Source organism: Streptomyces sp. NPDC058326, assembly GCF_042879855.1.
Classification (GTDB): Bacteria; Actinomycetota; Actinomycetes; order Streptomycetales; family Streptomycetaceae; genus Streptomyces.
Map to the genome: position 1 here is coordinate 69,835 of NZ_JBHVZO010000012.1, position 20,583 is coordinate 90,417.

The 20,583-nt window shown below is 73.4% G+C and carries 16 protein-coding genes; 9 read left to right on the plus strand and 7 right to left on the minus strand.

The features are described 5' to 3' along the window. Window positions 1–9: 9 nt before the first annotated feature. A complete protein-coding gene (locus ACFVYX_RS22140; RefSeq protein WP_389683130.1) occupies window positions 10–363 on the minus strand; it encodes a hypothetical protein in 354 nt (117 codons plus the stop codon). A gap of 34 nt (window positions 364–397) precedes the next feature. Here ACFVYX_RS22140 and ACFVYX_RS22145 point away from each other — a divergent pair, with 34 nt between their 5' ends. The 3 genes from ACFVYX_RS22145 to ACFVYX_RS22155 all read left to right on the plus strand — a co-directional run bounded on the left by ACFVYX_RS22145 (window position 398) and on the right by ACFVYX_RS22155 (window position 2,934). Further along, complete coding sequence (locus tag ACFVYX_RS22145) at window positions 398–751, plus strand: hypothetical protein (RefSeq protein WP_389683131.1); 354 nt, start codon at window positions 398–400, stop codon at window positions 749–751. A gap of 119 nt (window positions 752–870) precedes the next feature. Then, entirely contained in the window at window positions 871–2,478 is a 1,608-nt protein-coding gene (locus ACFVYX_RS22150) for a phospholipase D family protein (protein WP_389683132.1), read from the plus strand. A 162-nt stretch (window positions 2,479–2,640) separates the two neighbouring features. Beyond that, a complete protein-coding gene (locus ACFVYX_RS22155; RefSeq protein WP_389683133.1) occupies window positions 2,641–2,934 on the plus strand; it encodes a YkvA family protein in 294 nt (97 codons plus the stop codon). A gap of 33 nt (window positions 2,935–2,967) precedes the next feature. On the opposite strand, the gene ACFVYX_RS22160 is transcribed toward ACFVYX_RS22155, so the two are convergent. Together ACFVYX_RS22160 and ACFVYX_RS22165 are read right to left on the minus strand one after the other, a co-directional pair. Then, window positions 2,968–4,404, minus strand: coding sequence for a hypothetical protein (locus ACFVYX_RS22160; protein WP_389683134.1), 1,437 nt, complete (start codon window positions 4,402–4,404; stop codon window positions 2,968–2,970). A gap of 16 nt (window positions 4,405–4,420) precedes the next feature. Beyond that, entirely contained in the window at window positions 4,421–9,091 is a 4,671-nt protein-coding gene (locus tag ACFVYX_RS22165; RefSeq protein WP_389683135.1) for a peptidase C14 caspase catalytic subunit p20, read from the minus strand. Between the two features lie 81 nt (window positions 9,092–9,172). Between ACFVYX_RS22165 and ACFVYX_RS22170 the strand changes: the two genes are divergently transcribed. Next, complete coding sequence (locus ACFVYX_RS22170; protein WP_389683136.1) at window positions 9,173–10,165, plus strand: translation initiation factor 2; 993 nt, start codon at window positions 9,173–9,175, stop codon at window positions 10,163–10,165. Between the two features lie 92 nt (window positions 10,166–10,257). Next, a complete protein-coding gene (locus tag ACFVYX_RS22175) occupies window positions 10,258–11,307 on the plus strand; it encodes a mechanosensitive ion channel family protein (RefSeq protein ID WP_389683137.1) in 1,050 nt (349 codons plus the stop codon). A gap of 17 nt (window positions 11,308–11,324) precedes the next feature. Here the strand turns inward: ACFVYX_RS22175 and ACFVYX_RS22180 are convergent, their stop codons facing one another. From ACFVYX_RS22180 to ACFVYX_RS22195, 4 genes are all read right to left on the minus strand, one after another. Then, complete coding sequence (locus ACFVYX_RS22180) at window positions 11,325–11,741, minus strand: PPOX class F420-dependent oxidoreductase (RefSeq protein ID WP_389683138.1); 417 nt, start codon at window positions 11,739–11,741, stop codon at window positions 11,325–11,327. A 99-nt stretch (window positions 11,742–11,840) separates the two neighbouring features. Continuing rightward, the gene (locus ACFVYX_RS22185) at window positions 11,841–12,110 is read right to left on the minus strand and encodes a helix-turn-helix domain-containing protein (RefSeq protein ID WP_389683139.1); all 270 of its coding nucleotides are present in this window, start codon (window positions 12,108–12,110) and stop codon (window positions 11,841–11,843) included. Then, the gene (locus ACFVYX_RS22190; protein ID WP_389683140.1) at window positions 12,110–12,607 is read right to left on the minus strand and encodes a DUF2975 domain-containing protein; all 498 of its coding nucleotides are present in this window, start codon (window positions 12,605–12,607) and stop codon (window positions 12,110–12,112) included. The genes ACFVYX_RS22185 and ACFVYX_RS22190 overlap by 1 nt, the downstream gene beginning before the upstream one ends. 70 nt (window positions 12,608–12,677) lie before the next feature. Further along, on the minus strand, window positions 12,678–14,888 hold the full coding sequence (locus tag ACFVYX_RS22195) for a SpoIIE family protein phosphatase (protein WP_389683141.1): 2,211 nt from the start codon (window positions 14,886–14,888) through the stop codon (window positions 12,678–12,680). 229 nt (window positions 14,889–15,117) lie between these two features. On the opposite strand from ACFVYX_RS22195, the gene ACFVYX_RS22200 reads away from it, so the two are divergent. The 4 genes from ACFVYX_RS22200 to ACFVYX_RS22215 all read left to right on the plus strand — a co-directional run bounded on the left by ACFVYX_RS22200 (window position 15,118) and on the right by ACFVYX_RS22215 (window position 20,577). After that, window positions 15,118–16,032, plus strand: coding sequence for an SDR family NAD(P)-dependent oxidoreductase (locus ACFVYX_RS22200; protein WP_389683142.1), 915 nt, complete (start codon window positions 15,118–15,120; stop codon window positions 16,030–16,032). Window positions 16,033–16,065: 33 nt separating this feature from the next. Then, window positions 16,066–16,581: an SRPBCC family protein gene (locus ACFVYX_RS22205; protein ID WP_389683143.1), complete on the plus strand. Its 516-nt coding sequence runs from the start codon at window positions 16,066–16,068 to the stop codon at window positions 16,579–16,581. Next, window positions 16,574–18,172: a phytoene desaturase family protein gene (locus ACFVYX_RS22210; protein WP_389683304.1), complete on the plus strand. Its 1,599-nt coding sequence runs from the start codon at window positions 16,574–16,576 to the stop codon at window positions 18,170–18,172. Before ACFVYX_RS22205 ends, ACFVYX_RS22210 begins: the two co-directional genes overlap by 8 nt. Before the next feature lie 161 nt (window positions 18,173–18,333). Next, complete coding sequence (locus ACFVYX_RS22215; RefSeq protein WP_389683144.1) at window positions 18,334–20,577, plus strand: catalase; 2,244 nt, start codon at window positions 18,334–18,336, stop codon at window positions 20,575–20,577. Window positions 20,578–20,583 lie beyond the last annotated feature (6 nt).

Consider the following 20,583-nt stretch of genomic DNA (forward strand, 5'->3'; position numbering starts at 1 on the left):
GCCTAGTAGTCAGATGAGGCGCCGGATCGGAGCGGCCGGCGGTGACCTCGCCGACGGTGCGGCGGTGCACCGCGCCCGGTGCCGCGGCCGACCGGTCCACCTCAGCCGGTGGGCGTGCGGGCGGAGTTCGCGTACCCGTTCCGCCGCCGCCTCGATGTCGTCGGCCCGGACGAGCCGGGCGCCCGTGAGCAGCGCGGTCTCCTCCGGCAGCGCCGCCTCGTACCGGGCGCTGTCCAGCAGCTGCCCTCGCGGCCGGGAGATCGTCGCAGGGAGGGCCTGGTACTCCCCCCCCGGCCGGTGCCGGACGGAAACCGCGTAGCCCTCGCGTTCCCGGCGCCGGTATCGTCCGGGCTCACCCGCCATGGCGGCATCCCCATCCAGAGAGCGACGTACACCCATGACCAGCCGGCGAGCGACGACGACCCTGTGGCGCCCCACCGGCCCCGTGGAGCTGGACCTGGTCCGCCGGCTGGACTGGCGTGCCTGGCCTCCTCGGCTCCCCGAGCAGCCGATCTTCTACCCCGTCCTCGACGAGGAGTACGCGATCACGATCGCGAGGGACTGGAACGTGAAGCACGACGGTGCCGGCTTCGTGACCCGCTTCGAGGTCGAGTCCGCGTTCCTGAGCCGTTATCCCGTCCGGCAGGCCGGGGGGCGGACGATCCTGGAGCTGTGGGTGCCGGCCGAGGAGCTCGACGAGTTCAACGCTCATCTGGTCGGCGAGATCCAGGTCGTCCACACGTTCCGCTGACCCCTCGTGGCCCGGCGGGGGAAGCCGTCGCCGCCGTCCGCCTCCGCACCGCATCGCCGCCGGGCGGAGCGGGTACGCGCGGGGTGGAGGTCACTGTGAGGAACAGGTACAGCGACTGGATGCTCACCGTACGTGAACGCGGGAACGGCTCCACCCGTCTCGACAGGCGCCATCCCGACGGAGCCGCCTGGACCCGCGGCAACGACGTCCGGCCGCTGGTGCACGGCGCCGTCTACTTCGCCGAGCTCCTGCGGGCGATCCGGGCCCAGCGCTCCGGTGACCTGCTGCTCTTCACCGACTGGCGCGGTGACCCCGACGAACGTCTCGACGGCCCCGGGACGGAGATCAGCACCGTCCTGGGCGAGGCGGCCGGGCGCGGAGTGATCGTGAAGGGGCTTGTCTGGCGCTCCCACCTGGACAGGTTCCAGTTCAGCGAGAGCGAGAACCGCCATCTGGGCGAGGAGCTGGAGGAGGCCGGGGCCGAGTGTCTGCTCGACATGCGGGTGCGGCCCGGCGGCTCCCACCACCAGAAGCTCGTCGTCCTGCGCCACCCCGGAAGGCCCGGCCTCGATGTCGCGTACATCGGCGGCATCGACCTGTGCCATAGCCGCAACGACGACGCCTCCCATCGCGGCGACCCCCAGGCGGTGCCGTTCGCTTCCGCCTACGCCCCCCGGCCCCCTTGGCACGACGTCCAGCTGGCCGTCCGGGGCCCGGCGGTCGGCGACCTCGAAGCCACCTTCCGCGAGCGGTGGGAGGACCCCTCGCCGCTCAGCCGCAGCCCTCTGGTCCGCCTCCGCGAGGTCATGCACCACGAGGACACGTCCGCCGGAGAGCTGCCGCCGCAGCTGCCCGACCCGGGGCCGTGCGGCGATCACACCGTGCAGGTGCTGCGCACCTACCCGAACCGGCTCCTGCGTGGCTACCCCTTCGCTCCGGACGGCGAGCGGAGCATCGCGCGCAGCTATCTGAAAGCCCTGCGCCGGGCTCGGTCGCTGATCTACCTGGAGGACCAGTACCTGTGGTCCCCGAACGTCGTGGGGTTCTTCGCCCGGGCCCTGCACGAGAACCCCGGCCTGCGGCTGATGGCCGTCATACCCAGCGTCCCCGAGCAGGACGGCCGGCTCACGCTGCCGATGAACCTGGTCGGACGTGTCACGGCGCTGGAGCGGCTGCGCCGCGGCGGCGGCGGGCGGGTGGCCGTGTACGGCCTCGAGAACACCGCCGGGGCTCCCGTGTACGTGCATGCCAAGGTGTGCCTGATCGACGACGTGTGGGCCTCGGTCGGCTCCGACAACATCAACCTCCGCTCGTGGACGCATGATTCGGAGCTCAACTGCGTCGTCCTCGACGACCGTGCGGACCCGCGTGCGCCGCGCGACCCCGGCGGGCTCGGGGACCAGGCCCGTCGTTTCGCGCGGGATCTGCGGCTGGAGCTCTCCCACGAGCACCTCGGCGGCCCGGGGGACGAGGGGCCGTCTCCCGTTTCCGGTCCGGACGGCCTCTGCGATCCTGCGAAGGCCTTCGACGCCTTCGCCGCGAGCGCCGCTGCCCTGGACGCCTGGTACGAGGGCGGCCGCCGCGGTCCCCGGCCGCCCGGCCGGCTGCGGGCCTACCACCCGCCCGGCATGTCCCGCCTGGCCCGCGGCCTGGCCATGCCGCCGTACCGCCTCCTGGTGGACCCGGACGGGCGCCCGGCCAGGCTGCGCCGGCACAACGCGTACTGAGCGCAGGACGGCGGGTCCCCGCCCCGGTCCGCGGCCCCGTGGTGGGATGGACATCGATGGACGCGTCGTCCGGCCCCTCGGGGACGGGGCGCGGAGACGTGCTGCGGCGGTCGGCTGCCGTGGCCCGCGACGCCACGCGACGCGTGGGGGCAGGGGAGGAACATGGACGGTTCGCTCTGGCTCGTGGTGGCCGTGGTGCTCGTGCTCGGGGTGGCGGGCTGCGCGGCCGTGCTGCTCGTACGCGTCTTCCGGGCCCGCAGGCTGCTGCTCGACGCCGGTGTCCCGTTGCGGTCCAAGGCGCTCTTCTGGACGGCCGTGGTGTACACCGTGTCGCCGGTCGACCTGATCCCCGACCCGGTCTACCTGGACGACATCGGCGTCCTCCTGGTGGCCCTCCGGGCCCTGCACGCGGCGGCCGCCAGGAGCGAGGAGGAACGGAAGGAGCTGCCGGGCTGAGGCGGGGGCCGGGCGGTCAGGTCCGTTCCCGGGTCAACCGGTCGGGTCCACGAGCGTGATGACCTCACGGCACACCCGGCGGGGGCGTTCCGATGACACCTCCAGGGTCCAGAGCCCAGGGCCGCCCTCCAGTTGCACCCGCATGCCGCCGTCGCCGTCGGGCGCGAAGGAGACCGGTGCCGGCGGTGCTTCGCCCTCGCGGGTCAGTGTGGCCCGGAGGTTGCGTTCGGCGAGGCCGGGCCCGGTCGCGAACACCTCGAAGGGCTCCCCCGCGAGTGCGCACTCGGGCACGTCGAGGCCGAATTCCTCGTCACCGGCGAGCATGTCGCGGGCCTGCCTGCCCTCGCGGATCACGGAGAGCTGGTGGCCCACGGAGCCGCCTCCCGCCATGTCGGCGTGGCGGTATCCGTTCCAGATGCCGTCGTCCTCGTAGTCCAGCGCCCACCCGGCGAAGGACGAGTCCCTCGGCACCGTCCCGTCCCCCGACCAGGGGCGGTCCGGGTCCAGCCGGGTGGTGAACCTCAGCTTGTCGGGCGAGAGGATGACGCCGTGCACCGTGGGGTGTGCCATGCCGCCCAGGCTGTGCACCCGGTACGGCAGCCGGCCGCCGGGGTCGGTACGACGGTTCGTCTCCCGAGCGGCTTCGAACTCGTCGTGGAAGGCGAAGGCGTCGCGGACGAGCGCCGTCGGCAGGTCCGGGACGGAGTGGCGGCGGTCGTCGAGGCTCCGCCGCCGCTCCTTGCCCGGGACGAGGACCGCTTCGTACACGGGGAGCAGCTGCGCCACCGACGGCAGGGTGACGGCCAGTTCGCGCAGCGACTCGTTCACCAGCCTCCCGGCCGCGCCGAGGCCCGCGCTCCGTATCCGGCCGTCGCCGACCAGGGGCCCGACGCCGTTTCCCGTGAGGAACGGGACGGCCTTCGCCGCGCCCCGGTGCGGGGTGCCGAGCGTGACCAGCGTCCTGGCCGTCTCCCTGCCGCCCAGGCACTCCAGGTAGTAGCGGCCGACGAGGCCTCCCATCGAGTGGCAGACGAGGATGACCTTCGGCTCGTCGGCCCGGTCGGGATAGTACGTGTCGACCCGCTCGCTCCAGCGGGTGAGTTCGCGGGTGACGTGTGCCTTGAGGTCCCGGGCGGTGAGCCGGTTGGAAAGCCGCCAGTCGTAGGCGAAGGGCGCGTACTGGCCGTCGGCGAGGTCCCCGAGGGCCGCGCGGATGTCGGGGTAGCCGAGGCAGGACAGCAGCCCGGGCAGCGAGTCGGGGGTCTTGAGCAGTCCGTCGGCGACCAGCGCGCAGCCGGGTTCGGGCCGTTCGTCGCCGATCCCCGGCGGCAGGGCGAGGCCCGCGAGGGCGCGGCCGGGGCGGCGCAGCGAGAACAGGGCCTGCCGGGACTGGTTCCAGACGTCCCTGCCGTCCCGGGTCAGCCTGCTGCCCAGGATGCCGGGGACGAACACCACGAGGTCGTGCTTCATCTCTGTCTCTCCTCCGTCACCCGTCGCGGGGATCCAGCGTGTGTCCGAGGGCGCCTTCGGCGCCCCGGTCGAAGAAGGCGTGCGGCAGCCGGATGAGGTCGCAGCGGTGGTCGCCCTGGAGTGCCACGACCAGGCCCCGCGGATCCACGGCCGCGTCAGCGGCCCGTACCGCGTAGCCCCGGGGCGGGACCGCCGCCTCGCCGTCCAGCCAGGCCTTGGACCGTACGTCCCACAGGCCGGGGGCCCGGCGCTCGTCGCAGACGAGCAGCAGCGGCCGCTCGGGGGGCCCGGCGAAGACCAGCGAGGTGACGCCACGGACGGGGCCCGTCAACCGGTGCCGTTTCCCCCGGGGCAGGCCCTCGGTGACGTGCACCGCGCCGGCGTCGACCCAGGCGAGCAACGGGACGGACTCCTCGTCGTCGGTGTCGTACCACTCGCCGAGTGCGAGCCGGGTGCCCTGGTGGTCCTCGGCCCGGTCGGGCAGCAGGTCCCACTCCTCCGGCCGGGCCGGCCGGGCGTCGCGGCCTTCGCCGGCACGGTCCTCGCCCCGGCCCGGCAGGACGACCCGGAGGGCCTGGTCGAACCGCCCGTCGCGGTGCTCCCAGAGCAGCAGCTCGTCGCCGAGGTCGGCGGCCAGCCAGCTCGTGCCGTCGCGCATGGTGCGCGCGTCCACGGCGTGGGAGCGCAGTCCGGCCGGCAGGGGCTCGCCCCTGCGCCAGTCGCGTGCCGCGTCGAGGGGCAGCTCGGCGTGGACGATCCACTGCCGGTCCGGGGCGTACACCCGTACGCGGCCGGTGGCCTCGTCGACCACCAGGCCGAGCGACGGCACCCGTTCGCCGGCGTCCCCGCCGAGTCGGAGGTCGTGGGTGGCCCGTACGGTCAGATCGTCGGCGAGCTCCCACAGCCGTACCGTCCGCCGGGCCGCGGCGGCCACGATCCACGCGTCCCCGCAGCGCGCGGCCCGCACGGCGGACACCGGTGCGAGGTGGGTCAGGGTCTCGGCCCGTTCGGCGGCCGGGGCGCCCGGGGCGGGCCGTGAGACCAGGATCCGCTCGCCCCACACCCGGCACAGCAGCGGTGGTCCGCCGGGAGTGTCGGCGAGGGCCACCACCGGGCGCTGATCGTGGGCGCGTTGGGGTACGCCGTGCCGGGACGCCAGCGCGGAGCCCACGTGGAGCATGCGGAGGTCGGGGCCGTCGGCCACCGCGAGGACTCCCTGGCCGCCGGGGTCGAAGGCCATCGCCTCGTCCCTCGGGTCGCTCACCGCGAACCGGGCCTCGCGGCTCCGGTCCAGGATGTCCCGGACGCGGACGACGAACGCCTCATGGACGGCGAGGAGCGTGTCGTCGCCGTGCCGGCCGAAGGCGAGGCCGCGGGCCGCCGAGTCGAAGCCGAGCACCTCGTGGACCCGGGGCGGCGCGGAGGGCGCCGTGCCGTCCGTCTCGCAGAGCCAGACCGTAACCCGGCTGCCGTCCGCGACGGCCAGCCAGCCCTGGGAGCGCCCATCGGGGCCGGGTGGGGCCGCCGCGGCGGCCGCCGCGTACGCGGGCGCCGTCAGTTCGCCGAGTTCCACTCCCGTGCCGAGCAGCCGGCCGGTGGCGCGCATGCCGCGGTCGATCTCGTGCAGCGTCGCCTTCCGGCCGGCCGCCAGGAGGAAGAGGCGGGGCCCGAGGGTGAGCGCCGCGAGCCGTTCGGTGTCGGACATCCGGATGTCGACGAGGCTTCCGCCCCTGTCCCGTGCGGCTCCGCGCCGCCACCGCCAGGCCCAGACGCGTTCGCCGTCGGCCGCCAGGACCACGGTCTCGCCGCGCCGTTCGGCCGCGGCGAGGGTCCGCACCGTCCCGCCCCACCGGTAGACGGACTCGGGCAGCCGGGCGCCGGAGCGCCAGAAGTACAGGGCCTGGTCGTCGCGGGCGACAGTGGTCCGGTCGGGGCCGGTGCCCACGTCCCGTACCTCGGTGAGCGTTTCCCCCCTGGTCCGGTCGGACGTGCGGGTGCGCCGGGTGAGGAGCCGCTTGCCGGACTCCGCGTCGAGGACGAGCACCTCGCCACGGCCGGCGGCCGTCAGGGTCGCGCCGGTGAGGAGCTCCGCCGCGCCCGGACCGCCGTGCCAGCTGAGGGCGCGGGCACCGCCCAGGGGTGCGGGTCTGCGCCATTCGAAGGGGTCGGGCGGCTGGTCCGTCCAGTACTCCTGCCAGGGCAGGAAGCCGGGGTCGCGGGCCAGTGCGGCATACGCCGTGTCCCGGTGGCTCACGAACGCCGCCGCCCGCAGCAGCGCGCGGCGGGCCCGCTGGTCGCCGTCCTCGGGGAGGGCGCGGAACGCCGCGCCGACCCTGCCGTACACCGCCGCCCCCTCGCTCTCGCGGGCGAGGCCCGACGCGAGCGGCAGCATGACGTCGGGGTCGGTCCGCAGCAGGAACTCCATGTCGTCGAAGAGCGCCCGCAGTTCCTCGGGTCCCGCCTGTGCCGCGTGTGCGCCGAGGTAGTGGCGGGTGTACGCGTCGGCGTGCTGCCAGCCGTCGGCGGCGCGGGCACGGAGCGCCGTCACCACCTTGCGGTGTGCCTCGGGGGCGTCGAGCCCGGCGCGTCGCAGGAAGTGGGCCCCGTAGCTGGGGTGCGCCAGGTGGTGGGAGGTGTCCTGCCCTTCGGGTGCGTGCTGGGCGGTGACGATGCCGCCGGCCGAGGTGAGGGCCACCCGGTGGAGGTCGCCCGTGGTCAGCTCGGGAGTCCCCCCGTCGCGCAGGGCGTTGGCGAGCGCGAGCCACGGTCCGCGCCGGGACAGGCCCGGCTCCTGGCAGACGGCGAGGGGGCGCAGGATCTCCTCGGCGCGCTCGGCGCCCGGCTGGGAGGTGAGGTGGGCGATCTCCTCGGCGAGCCGCTCGTCCAGGCCCATGCCGCCCTGCGCCATCCAGTCCCCGAGTTCGTTCTCGGTCACGGGCCTGCGGCGGCGGGCGAGTTCGCGCGCGGTGAGCCGGGCGACCAGGAAGGAGCCCCGGCTGTGGGCGGCGACGAGGCGGGCGGTCCAGCGGCGGTCGTCCTCGGGGGCGGGGTCGGAGGCGTCCGTGTCGGAAGCGTCCTCGGGGGCTGCGTCCTCGGAGCCGGGGGCGTCCCGCTGCTGCGCGTACGGTGAGCCCGGCGCGGAGAGCAGGGAGTGCACCATGGTCTCGATGCTGCGGCCCGCCTCCTCGTCGTCGCCGAGGACGAGCGGCGCGGCCGACTGGTCGAGCGTGTCGAGCAGCGTCTCCTCCAGGACGCGGACCGTGGTGCGGCGGCGCGGTTGCGGGCGAGTGCCGACGACCAGGCGGACTCCCCAGAGCGCCGAGAGCGGGTTCAGCAGATGGCGCGCGATCTCGTGGGCCTGCTCGGGCATCGCTTCGTCGAGGGCGTCGAAGAGCAGGTTCAGGGAGCCGGCGCGGCCGACGAGCCGGTCGACGGCGTCGCGGCACTCCTCCGGTGTCGCCGTCCCCTCGGGTGGCGGTTCCATGCCGTCCAACCGGGCGAGCACCTGCCACAGCGCGGCGGTGAGGGAGTGCAGCGACCGGCCCCGGCAGGACAGCGCCGCGTGGATGGTGCCCGTCCTGGGCAGGGTGGCGGGCGGCAGGCCGGGCCCGAGGGCGTCGCGCCACTCGGGCAGCGAGGTCAGGGCGAGCCGGCCGAGCAGGGCGGTCTTGCCCGTGCCCGCGGGGCCGGTGACCGCGAGCAGTCCCCTGGGGTGGGTGTCCATCCAACGGACGATCCGGCCGAGGGCCCCGGTCCGCCCCGCGAAGTGCCGTCGTACATGGCCGTCGTCCTCCAGGCCGAACTCCTCGGTGCCGAACCAGGGCGTGCGGTCGCGGAGCACCGCCGGGGTGTGGATCGCGCGGCGGGGGTCGACGAAGTACGGGTTGGCGAGGAAGTTGTTGGGCAGCGCGCGCACCTCGACGTGGTGGGGGCGCTGGGCGGCCTCGTCGATGCCTGAGTACTCGGCGGCCGCGTCGACGGCTTCGAGCAGGTACGGCACGGGGAGGTAGAGCGCCGCCGGGTCGAAGGGGCGGGCGTGGTCGGCCGCGGTGAACTCGGGCGTGCCGAGGACCTGTTCCAGCCATTCGACCCATCGGCCGTCGGGGACGGTGGCGTCGAGGCCGGAGGTGCCGACGACGACGAAGCCGGTCCTGCGGTGCCGGCGGGCCCGGTCGACGCTCTCCCGCTGGACGGCGAATGCCCGGTCGAGGGCGGCGGGCAGGTGGCCGTGGGAGAAGCAGGCGTCGACGACGAGGAGGGTGTCGGTGTCGGTGTCGGCCCGCAGCAGCCGGTCCACGAGGTCGGTGAGGGCGACAGCCCGTGCGGGGTCGAAGGGACCGTCCGCGCAGGAGTCCTCGCAGGCCAGGTAGTAGCCCTCGCGGCCCCGGTCGAGGCCGTGGCCGGTCCAGTAGAGGATCTTCCGTTCGGCGTCGTGGGCGAGGAAGCTGTCGAGGCCCTCCCACAGGGCTCGCCGGGTGGCGCCCTCGCCGTCGATGCGGACGTGGTCGCCGAATCCGAGCTTCGCGCGGGTGACATCGGCGAACCGTGCCCTGACGTCGGCCACGTTGCGCAGGTCGGGCAGGAGTCCGCGGACTCCCGGCGGGTGGGCGTGGCGGGCGACGGCCACCGTGCCGACCAGCGCGGAGGAGGCCCGCTCGGATCTGATCATCGCCAGGTGCTCGACCACATCACGTCCGTATCATGTCCGGGTCACGGTGCCGTCCTCTGTACGAGTCCATGCGAACGCAGTTTATTTAAGGGGTAGTTGATGAGTCGAGACAGATTCACGCTGCTTGGCCGGGAGACGGACTGCCACATCTTCGAGGGGGAGGGTGTCCGTCCCGTCAAGGAGGACGACGTCCGCATCCGCTACCGGCCGGTGAGCGTCGGCTTCCCGGCCGAGATCGCCGGGTGGCGGCATGCCGTGCAGGAGGCCGAGGAGCGCAAGGAGGCCCTCGGCCAGCCGTACCGCTGGAACAACAAGCGGTTCGCGGTGGACCGGATCGTGGTGACGCGGACCCATCTCGCCGAGGACCCCGTGGTCACGATAACCCTGCAGGACGCCGACTACTACGACTTCCTGACGACGTCGCTCCACCTCGACCGCCGGCAGCAGAACGGTCTGACCCTGCGCCAGCAGTACATGGAGAGCCGCGACCCGGTCGACGCGCCCGCCTTCATGAACTGCAGCTTCGGGGTGAACGTGGCGGTGGAGACGGGCCGGGACGGCAAGATGCTCTTCTCCCACCGCAGCGTCAAGGTCGTCGGTCTGAACAGCGACCGCTGGAACTCCTCCGCCAACGAGGGCCTCGCCCGCGATCACGACCTGCCCGCCGACGGCGGCCCGATCAGCCTCCACGCGGTCGCCCGCCGGGCGCTCTTCGAGGAGCTCGCGATCCACGCCAGCGACAGCCTCGACCTGGAACTCCTCGGGTTCGGTCTCGACCTCGGCAACAACCAGTGGGCGGCGTTCTTCCGGGCGGTCCTGCCCGACCTGGACGAGGAGACCCTTCGGCGGCGCTGGTCGCGCGGTGTCGCCGACAAGTGGGAGCACGACCGCTTCGCCTTCGTTCCGGCGGATCCGGAGTCCGTCCTCGGCTTCATCGCGGACCAGCCGGCGGAGGCCTGGACCCCCTGCGCGCCGGCGCTCTTCTACCTCGCTCTCGTACGGGGAGCGGTACGGCGCGCGGACGGTGACGCCGCCGCGCGCTTCGAGGTGGAGGAGGCCGAGCAGCGGGTGATGGAGAGCCGGGGCCTGTAGCGCGCGGCGCTTCGGCGCCCCGCGTGTTTGGCGGGGGGCACGGCGGTGAGGCGGTCAGGAACGACCTCGTTCCACTCATCGACTGGGGAGCCATGGAAAGCGTTGTTCGACTGGCGATCGTCCTCGGCGGCTCGGCACTGCTCGCCCTCGCCGTCGGCCGCGCTGCGGACCTCTTCGCGGGGTACGCGGACGCGCGCCGCCGCGACACCCCGCTGTGGGGACTGCTGCGGCGTTGCCGCACCCCGCTGTACGTCGTCCTGCTGACCGTCGCGTTCCGGTGGACCTACCGCGCGACGGAGTGGCCCCCGCTCCTCGACCACACGGAAGGGGTGGACCGGTTCCTGCTGTTGTGCCTGATCGGCGGCGGCGCCTGGCTGACCGTACGGTTCGTCTCGGCCGTCGTCGAGTCCTCGTTCGCGCGGTACGCCGCGCGTGCGCGTGACGCGGCACGGCTGCGGCGTGTCCGTACGCAGGTCACGCTGCTCACCCGGGTGACGTCGGTCGTCATAGGCGTGCTCGCCACCGCCTTCGCCCTCGTCACCTTCCCCTCGTTCCGGGGGCTCGGCACGTCTCTGCTCGCCTCGGCCGGGATCATCGGCATCGTCGCCGGCGTGGCGGCGCAGTCCACGCTCGGCAATCTCTTCGCCGGTTTCCAGATCGCCTTCGGCGACATGGTCCGCCTCGGTGACACCGTGGTCGTCGACGGGGAGTGGGGCACGGTGGAGGAGGTGACCCTCACCTTCCTCACCGTCCGGACCTGGGACGAACGCCGGGTGACCCTGCCCGTCTCGTACTTCACCTCGCGGCCCTTCGAGAACTGGACGCGGGGCGGCAACGAGCTGACCGGTTCGGTGTTCGTCCACTGCGACCACTCCGCACCCGTCGCGCTGATGCGGGCCCACCTCCGGGAGTTCCTCGGCACCCGCTCCGCCTGGGACGGGCGGGGATGGGACCTCGCCGTCACCGACACCTCGCCCACCGGCATCACCGTGCGCGCCCTCGTGACCGCCAAGGACGCCGACGACCTGTGGACGATCCGCTGTGCCGTACGGGAGGAGCTCGTCGACTGGCTGACGCGGGAGCACCCCGGAGCCCTCCCCCGCATCGTCACCGCGCAGGCGGCCGACGTGCCGCGGCGCTGATCCGGTCGTCGTGCCGGCTACGCCGGCCTGGCGGCGCTGCCGAGGATCTTGGTCGGGGTGATGCGGACGACCACGCGGACCTCCTCCGGCGGGGCCTCCAGGTACTCCTTGCCGCCGCCCGGGCCGAGGTACTCCTCGGCGACGCGGACGGCGAACGCGCGGCCGGTGTCCTCCGTGACGGTGGCCTCGCCGCGGATCTCGACGTACAGGTTCGGGTCGGCCGGGTCGAAGACGGTCAGGCCGACGCGGGGATCGCGGAGTATGTTCCGCTCCTTGCGCCGGCCCTGTTGGGTGGAGATCAGCAGCTCGCCGCCGTCTCGGCTGACCCAGACCAGCGAACTCTGGGGCGCGCCGTCGGGGTTGAGGGTGCAGAGGACGGCGGTGTGGGGGGCGTCCAGCAGGCGGCGCACGGTGTCGTTCATCTCAAGAGGCATGCGGGACAGGTTAGTCGGCCGCTCCTGTGCACACACCGGCATACCCGCTGGTGGCGACGCCGCAGGGGGTGTCTTGTCGATCAGGCCACAAGACACCCCCTACGGCCGTTCGCCGACGCCCGCCATCGCGTCGGGGGTCCCCTGCCCCTCTCCCTCCTCCCCTTCCTCCGCTTCCCAGCGCAGCAGGTCTCCCGGCTGGCACGCGAGCGCCTCGCAGAGGGCCGCGAGCGTGGTGAAACGCACTGCCTTGGCGCGGCCGTTCTTGAGTACGGCGAGATTGGCCGGGGTGATGTCCACGCGTTCCGCGAGCTGCCCCACGGACATCTTGCGTCGGGCGAGCATCACGTCGATGTCCACGACGATGGGCATCAGATCACCTCGGCGAGCTCGGCCCGCATCCGTGCCGCCTCGGCATCGCGGTCCACGGCCTGGGCGAGCAGCGTCCGCAGGACGAGCACGATCAGCGCGATGCCGAGCACCGCGAGGCTCGCGCCGCAGATCAGGAGGACGATGCCCGGGGCGACCGCCTCCCCCGGTGCCAGGACGACGGCGAAGGCGAACACCAGGACCGCGCCCACCGCGAAGGCTCCGGTGATGATGTCCACGTACCGGAAGGCGGCGGGCGAGAACACCGTTCCGCGCCGCACCATCGTCACCAGCCGCCACACGGAGACGAGGATGGTCTGGGCCGTCAGGAGGCCGAGGACCATGATGACGAGAAACGGCGTGCGCAGGTACGCGTACTCGGGCCTCAGCCCGTTCAGGTCGCTCGCGAGCAGCGGGACCATCACCGCCTCCACGAAGACCGAGCCGGCGAACAGCATCGCGAGCACGGTGCGCAGCGCGAGCACCTTCAGTTTTCCCATGACGTCTCCTTCTATCGACCAGCGATAGCAATCTATCGATATTCGATAGGTCCGGCAAGCCGTCCAGGTCTCAGGGCCGGCGACGGAGGAGCAGCAGAGCCACGTCGTCGGTGCGGTGCGCCGCGTCCTCGACATGCCGGGTCAGGCCGTCGGCCAGGGCTTCGAGGTCATCGGTCCGCGACCGGGAGAAGCGCTCGGCCAGCTCGGCCGTGGTGGTGCCGATGTCGAGACCCGGCCTCTCGACGAGTCCGTCGGTGTAGAGGGCGAGGACGGAACCCGGCTCCCACGGCACCTCGGTGGTCACGTACTCGACCTCCGGGGCGATCCCCAGCAGGAGGCCCGGCGGCACGTCCATCAGCTGGGTCCGGCCGTCGGGGCGGCGCAGGAGTGGGGGCGGGTGGCCCGCGGTGGCCAGCCGGAGGCGGTGGTGAGCGAGGTCCAGTTCCGCGATCAGACAGCTGGTGAACCGGTCGGGGTCGAGGTCCTTCAGGAGCCGGTTGGTACGGGCGAGGATGTCGCCGGGAGACGCGCCGGCCGTCGCGTGGGCGTGGACGGCCGTGCGCACCTGCCCCATGAGGGCGGCGGCGTTGGAGTCATGTCCCTGTACGTCGCCGATGACGGCGATGACGGCGGCGGGTGCCGCCTGGATCAGGTCGTAGAAGTCCCCTCCGACGTCCATGCCGTGCCCCGCGGGCAGGTAGCGGGCGGCCACGGAGACGCCCGGGAGCGGAAGCAGACTGTGCGGGAGCAGGCTGGTCTGGAGGCTGTGCGCGAGGGAGTGCTTGGCGTCGTAGAGACGGGCCCTCGCGAGCGCCTGCGCGATCAGTCCCGCGAGGGAGGTGAGCAGGGCCCGCTCGGCCGCGGGGAAGGGACGCGGCCGGTCGTACGACAGGATGAGGGAGCCCACGGGCCGGCCGGAGGCGATCAGGGGCAGGAACGCCCAGGCGTTCCGCCCTTCGTAGCGCGGGGCGTGCGGGTGGGCGCGGAAGAGGTCGTCGGGCGTCGGGACGAACTCCGCCAGGCCGGTGGCGAGCACCTGGGCGTCGGCGACGTCCGCCGTCAGGGGCGTACCGTCGAAGCGGTCGATGAACTCCCGGTCGTAGCCACGGTGTCCGATGATGCGCAGCCGCCCCTCGTCGGCGCTCATCAGGACGAGGCCCTGAGGACCGAAGGCGGGCACGATCTGGTCGGCGACGAGTTCGACGACGTCCTGGACACCGGCCGCTTCGGCGAGGGCAGCCGCCAGGTTCATGAGCTGGTACACGGCGGCCGCGCCGATGGGTTCGGCGTACCGGGGGGCTTCCGTCGCGGCTCCGGCCGCGGCGGCGGCTTCCCTGGCGGCTCCCTCCGCCGCCCCGGCCGTCGCCTCGGTTCTCACGGACGCCTCCGCCCCGGCGGCGTCCGTCGCCGTCGGTCCGGGCACAGGGGTGATGTGGAGGCTGATGCCGGTGTCGTCCGGATAGAGCACGAAGAGCAGCGACTGGTCCGGCCGCCGCCTGACCGTGAACGACGTCGGACGCCGGGTGACCACCGCCGCGCGGTAGCGGTCCTCGAAGACGGGGTCGTTCAGCCACAGCAGCACCTCCCACGGCCGCCTCCCGAGCAGCAACGCCGCACCCGCGTCCACGAGTTCGGCGGCGGCGGTGTTGATGAAGGTGATGCGGCCGTCGAGGTCCAGGCCGCAGCACCCCACGGGCAGGCGCTCTGCGAAGTCGACGGCGGCCACCGCCACGGCGGGGTCCTCCTCGGAGGGCCGCGAGGCGTGCACGACGCGGGGCTCGGCGGGGTCGAGCGCCAGGCCCTGGTCGGCTGCCCGCCGGAAGGCCTCCGCCGCCCGGCGGCAGTAGCCGTCGAGCATGGCGCGCTCGCGTTCGTCGAGATGGGGCGCGTGCCAGACCGGCCACAGCAGGACGAAGCCGCCCCAGGTGGTGGCGGCGTCGGCGATCGGGGCGGCCGCCAGCATGAAGTCGTACGGCAGCACGATCCCCAGCCTCGGATAGCGGTGGGCGATCTCCTGCCGGCCCCCCAGCCAGACGAGTCTCCCGTCCCGCATGGCGTCCGCCACCGGGATCGGGGCGTCCACGGGAATGCGTACCCAGGGAGCGGCGATCGCCTGGGAGACACCCGACACCAGGGCGAGGCGCAGCATCCGGTCCCCCGGCACCCGGAGGTAGACCATGCCGATCGAGGCCCCAGTGCCTGTCATCACGTCCGCGAGGACGGCGTCCATGCGGCCCGAACCGAAGGCGTCCCCGGCGTCCGTCCCCGTGGGCTCAGCCACGTCGCTCACCCACCCGCGTCGGCCGACGACGGTGCGTGCGGGCACGGGTACCGGGAGCCGGCCGGACACCATGGCGGCGGCGCGGGTACTGACCCATATGCGGACCATACGTCGGCCCGCGCACGGCCGCCCGACGAGCTCCGGACCGCCCATGCGGCAGACCTGGGAGCGGGAGGGAAAGCGCCGCCCGGACGCATGAAGTGCCCGCGAAGGGGTCAGACGCCGCTGCATGAGAAGGCGTGGCACGGTCCGCACACGGCCCCCGGTCGTCGTGGTCACCGGCGCTTCCAGCGGGATCGGGCGCGCGGTGGCCCTCGCCTTCGCCGGGCACGGCGCCCGTGTCGTGCTCGGCGCGCGCAGCGCGGCCGCACTGGAGGAGGTGGCCGGGCAGTGCGCGGACGCACACCGCGCGGCCGACGCGCTCGCCGTTCCCACCGACGTCACCGACGCCCGCGCCGTGGAGGCCCTGGCGGCCGCGGCGACGGCGCGCCACGGCCGGATCGACGTCTGGGTGAACGCGGCGGGCGTCGGCATCCTCGGCCGGGCCGACCGGACGTCGCCCGAGGACGTACGCCGGCTGTTCGACGTCAACGTGATGGGGGTGGTCCACGGGGCCCGCGCCGCCGTTCCCGTCATGCGCGCCCAGGGCAGCGGCGTCCTCGTCGACATCTCCTCCGTCCTCGGCGGCGTCGTACAGGCGCCCTACATGTCGGCGTACGCGATGTCCAAGGCCGCGCTGGTCACGTTCGACGACGTGCTCCGACAGGAGCTGGAGCTCGCCGGGGCACGCGGCGTCTCCGTCTGCAGCGTCCTGCCGGCCGGGGTGGACACGCCGTTCTTCCGGCACGCCGCCAACGGCACCGGGCGCCGGGTCCAGGCACTGCCCCCGCTCGTCCGCCCCGAACGCGTCGCACGGGCCGTCGTCCGCGCGGCACGGCACCGCAGGAGGCGTGTCGTCGTCGGCGGCTCCGGGCGCCTCCTCACCTGGGGATACGCCGTGGCCCCCGGCCTCGTCCGCACGGCCATCGGCCGCCGTACGGAACACCACTATCTGTCACCCCCCGGCGAGACCCCCGCCACGACCGGCATCCTCTACGCCCCGTCCGGAGCCACGGCGGCACCGGACGGCGGTCGTGGCGGCTGACGGGCACCGCTCACGAGTCACAGGAGGCCTCTCATGGCCGTGCGCCATCAGCTCATCCGCAAGCCCCCCGCCGAGGTCTGGTCGGTCCTGCGCGACGGCGACCTCTACAGCCGGTGGGTGGTCGGCACCGACGACTCCTGGAACCGGGACGGACGGTGGCCGGCCGAGGGTTCGGAGATCGGGTACGCGGTGCGGTTCGGGCCGCTGGAGTACCGCGGACGTACCGTCTCGCGCGTGTACGAGCCCGGAAAGCGCCTCGAACTGGAGTCGATGGGCGGCAGGTCGGGGAGCGTCCGCATCGCCATCACGGTCCAGGCCTGGGCGGAGGACACCCTCGTCATCGTCGACGAGCACCCGCTGAGCGGGCCGACGGCACGCTGGCACAACGCGGTCCTGGACGCCGCGATCCAGGTGCGCCACCGCGCCATGCTGACCCGGCTGGCCCGGCTCGTGGAATCGGAGCCCGCGTCCGGGCCGGCGTCGGACCCTGACGCGGAGAAGGGCACGGAGGCGGGGCCGGGGAGGGGCGGTCCCCGTGTCGATGCCTGACGCCGTGGTGATCGGCGCAGGCCCCAACGGTCTGGTGGCGGCCAACACGCTCGCCGACGCCGGGTGGCGGGTCGTCGTCCTGGAGGCACAGGACGAGCCGGGCGGAGCCGTGCGCAGTGACCGCGGTGTCCATCCCGACTACACGCACGACCTGTTCAGCGCCTTCTACCCGCTGGCCGCCGCCTCACCGGTGATGCGGGACATGCGCCTCGAGGAGCAGGGGCTGCGCTGGACGCACGCCCCGGCCGTCCTCGCCCATCCGCTCCCCGACGGCCGGTGTCCGGTGCTCTCCCGGGACCTCGAAACGACGACCGCGTCCCTCGCCGCCTTCGCGGCGCCCGACGGCGACGCCTGGGAACGGCTCCACCGCCTGTGGCGCCGGGTCGGCGACGATCTGATCGGCTGCCTCTTCACCCCGTTCCCGCCGGTCCTGCCAGGGCTGCGGCTCGCCGCCCGCACCGGCCCCTCCGACGGACTCCGGCTGGCCAGGACCATGCTGCTGCCGGCCCGGCGGTTCGGCGAGGAGTACTTCGCCGGCGAAGGCGGCAGAATCCTGATCGCGGGCAACGCCCTCCACGCCGACCTGGGACCCGAGTCCGCCCTCGGAGGAGGCTTCGGCTGGCTCATGTCCATGCTCGGCCAGGCCTACGGCTTCCCCGTGCCCACCGGTGGGGCGGCCGCTCTCACCCGGGCGCTCGTCCGGCGGCTCCAGGCCCGCGGTGGAGTCCTGCACTGCCGTCGGACGGTGACGCGCGTCGTCGTACGCGGTGGCCGGGCCGTCGCCGTCCGCACCGAGGACGGCAGCGAGTTTCCCGCGCGCCGCGCCGTCCTCGCCGATGTTCCCGCACCGCTGTTGTACGGGCAGCTGGTCGCGGAGGAGGACGTACCACCGCGGCTCCGCGCGGATCTGCGCCACTTCCAGTGGGACCTGTCCACGGTCAAGGTCGACTGGGCCCTCGCGCGTCCGATCCCCTGGACGGCCGAGGGAGCGCACGGTGCCGGGACCGTCCATGTCGCCGACGGCGTCGACGCCCTCACCCGGTTCGCCGCCCAGCTCGCGACGGGACGGGTGCCCGACGTGCCCTTCACCGTCCTCGGCCAGATGACCACGGCCGACGCGACGCGTTCCCCGGCGGGCACCGAGTCGGCCTGGGGATATACGCACGTACCGCAGGAGATCAGGGGCGACGCGGGCGACGACGGTCTGCGGGGGCGGTGGGACGAGCGGGAGAAGGACATCGTGGCCGCGCGCGTGGAGGCGGGCATCGAGCGCCTCGCGCCCGGGTTCCGCGCGTCGGTGCTCGCCCGGCGCGTCCTCGGTCCCCCCGACCTGGAACGGCTGAACGCCTCCCTCGTCGGGGGCGCCGTCAACCAGGGCACCACCAGCCTGCACCAGCAGCTGTTCTTCCGTCCCGTGCCCGGCACGGGGCGCCCCGGGACGCCGATCCGCGGGCTCTACCTCGCCTCGGCCACCGCGCATCCGGGCGGCGGCGTCCACGGCGCGCCCGGCGCCAACGCCGCCCGCGCCGCCCTTCGCTCCCACCGGCCGGCCCCGACGGCCCGTCGGTCGAGGTCTCGGCCGTTCCGCTGAGAGGCCCCGTCGCCCCAAGGCCCCCTTGCCACCCCCTACCGATATCGACCCAATTGGCGTAATTCCATACGCTCTCCCATTTTCAGGGCATGAGTGACGGGGCAGGCGTGAAGAGCGAGACAGACGCCCATCGGACCATCGCACCAGGAGTGACCCCCGCCATGACAGCGAATCCGACCCCGGACCCGTCCCCCGAGCCCGACGTCCCCGGCCGGCCCGGTGCCAAACCCTCGTCCCTCGAGGAGCCCACCCAGCCCCACGGCCCGCTGCCGCCCAAGCCGGACCAGAGCGGCCCCGAGACCGTCAGCCCCACGGGACAGGCCACCGGGGAGGACCCCGCCAGGTCGGCGCAGAGCGGCGCGTACCTCACGACGGCGCAGGGCGCCCGGCTCTACGAGACCGACCGCTCGCTCAAGGCCGGCAGCCGCGGCCCTGTGCTGCTCCAGGACCACCACCTGCGCGAGAAGATCACCCACTTCGACCACGAGCGCATCCCCGAGCGTGTGGTCCACGCGCGCGGTGCGGCGGCCCACGGAGTGTTCCGGAGTTACGGGACGGCGAGCCGGCTGACGAAGGCCGCGTTCCTCGCCGACGAGGTCGAGACTCCCGTGTTCGTACGGTTCTCCACGGTCCTCGGCTCGCGCGGCTCGGCGGACACCGTCCGCGACACACGGGGCTTCGCGACGAAGTTCTACACCGAGGAGGGGACGTTCGACCTCGTCGGGAACAACATCCCGGTCTTCTTCATCCAGGACGCCATCAAGTTCCCCGACGTCATCCACGCCGGCAAGCCGCACCCCGACCGGGAGATCCCGCAGGCGCAGAGCGCCCACGACACCTTCTGGGACTTCGTCTCGCTGCACACCGAGGCCACCCACCACACGCTGTGGAACATGTCCGACCGGGGCATCCCCCGCTCGTACCGGATGATGGAGGGCTTCGGCGTCCACACCTTCCGTCTCGTCGACGGCGACGGCGGGACGACGCTGGTCAAGTTCCACTGGAAGCCCCGCCTCGGCGTGCACTCGCTCGTCTGGGAGGAGGCGCAGATCATCGGCGGCATGGATCCCGACTTCCACCGGAGGGACCTGTTCGACGCCATCGAGGCAGGCGCCCATCCGCAGTGGGAGCTCGGCGTCCAGACGTTCCCCGACACCCCGGAGCAGACCTTCGAGGGCATCGACCTGCTCGACCCGACGAAGATCGTGCCGGAGGAGCTGGCCCCCGTGCAGCCGATCGGCCTGATGACCCTCAACGCGAACACGAAGAACTTCTTCGCCGAGACGGAGCAGGTGGCCTTCCATCCCGGCCACCTGGTGCCCGGCATCGACGTCACCGACGACCCGCTGCTCGCCGGTCGCCTCTTCTCCTACCTCGACACCCAGATCAGCAGGCTCGGCGGCCCCAACTTCGGCCAGATCCCCATCAACCGCCCGCACGCCCCGGTCAACGACATGCTGCGTGACGGCATGCACCAGACGGCCGTCCACACCGGGGTCGCCCCCTACCACCCCAACTCCCTCGACGGGGGATGTCCGTTCCTCGCCGGGGCGGACACCGGCGCGTACATCGAGGCGCCCGTCCCTGTCCCGGAGTCGACCAAGGGACGCGAAGCGCCCCAGTCGTTCTCCGACCACTTCGGGCAGCCCCGCCTCTTCTGGCTGAGCATGACGCCGACGGAACGCGAGCACATCATCGCGGCGTACACCTTCGAGCTGAGCAAATGCTACGAACAGGCGGTGAAGGAACGTGTCCTGACGGTCCTCGCCAACATCGACCCCGTCCTCTGCGAAGGCGTCGCCGCGGGTCTCGGACTCTCCGTGCCGCCGGCGACGGAGCCGTACGCCGAGGTCCGTCCCAGCCCCGCGCTCTCGCAGCTCGGTGAGGATTGGCCGCTCGACGGGCGGGTCATCGGCATCGTCGCCGACGAGACCGACGCCGCCGGCATGGCAGCCGTACGGTCGTTCCGCGAGGCCGCCCTGAGCGCGGGGACGGTCCCCCTCGTGATCGCCGCGACCGGGGGCGTCCTCGACGCCGGCGGGGAGCCGGTCACGGTGCAGCGGTCGTTCGCCGCGGCGCGGTCCACCGAGTTCGACGCCCTGTACGTCGCCGCGTGCCCCGCTCCCGGTCTCGACGCGCAGGGTGTACGGGACGCGAAGGCCGGCCACGTCACGACGGACGCGCCGCTCCTCGACCCTCGGGTGGCGCTGCTGCTCACCGAGGCCTACCGCCACGGCAAGGCCGTGTGCGCGACGGGCGAGGGAGCCGCGGCTCTGGAAGCGGCCCGGCTGTCCTCGGACGCGCCGGGGGTCGTCCTGGGCGAGGACCCGGGGCAGGTGTTCTCCGAGCTGACCGGACTGCTCAGCCGCCACCGCGTGTGGCAGCGCTTCCCCGCCTCGGTCTGACGCCCA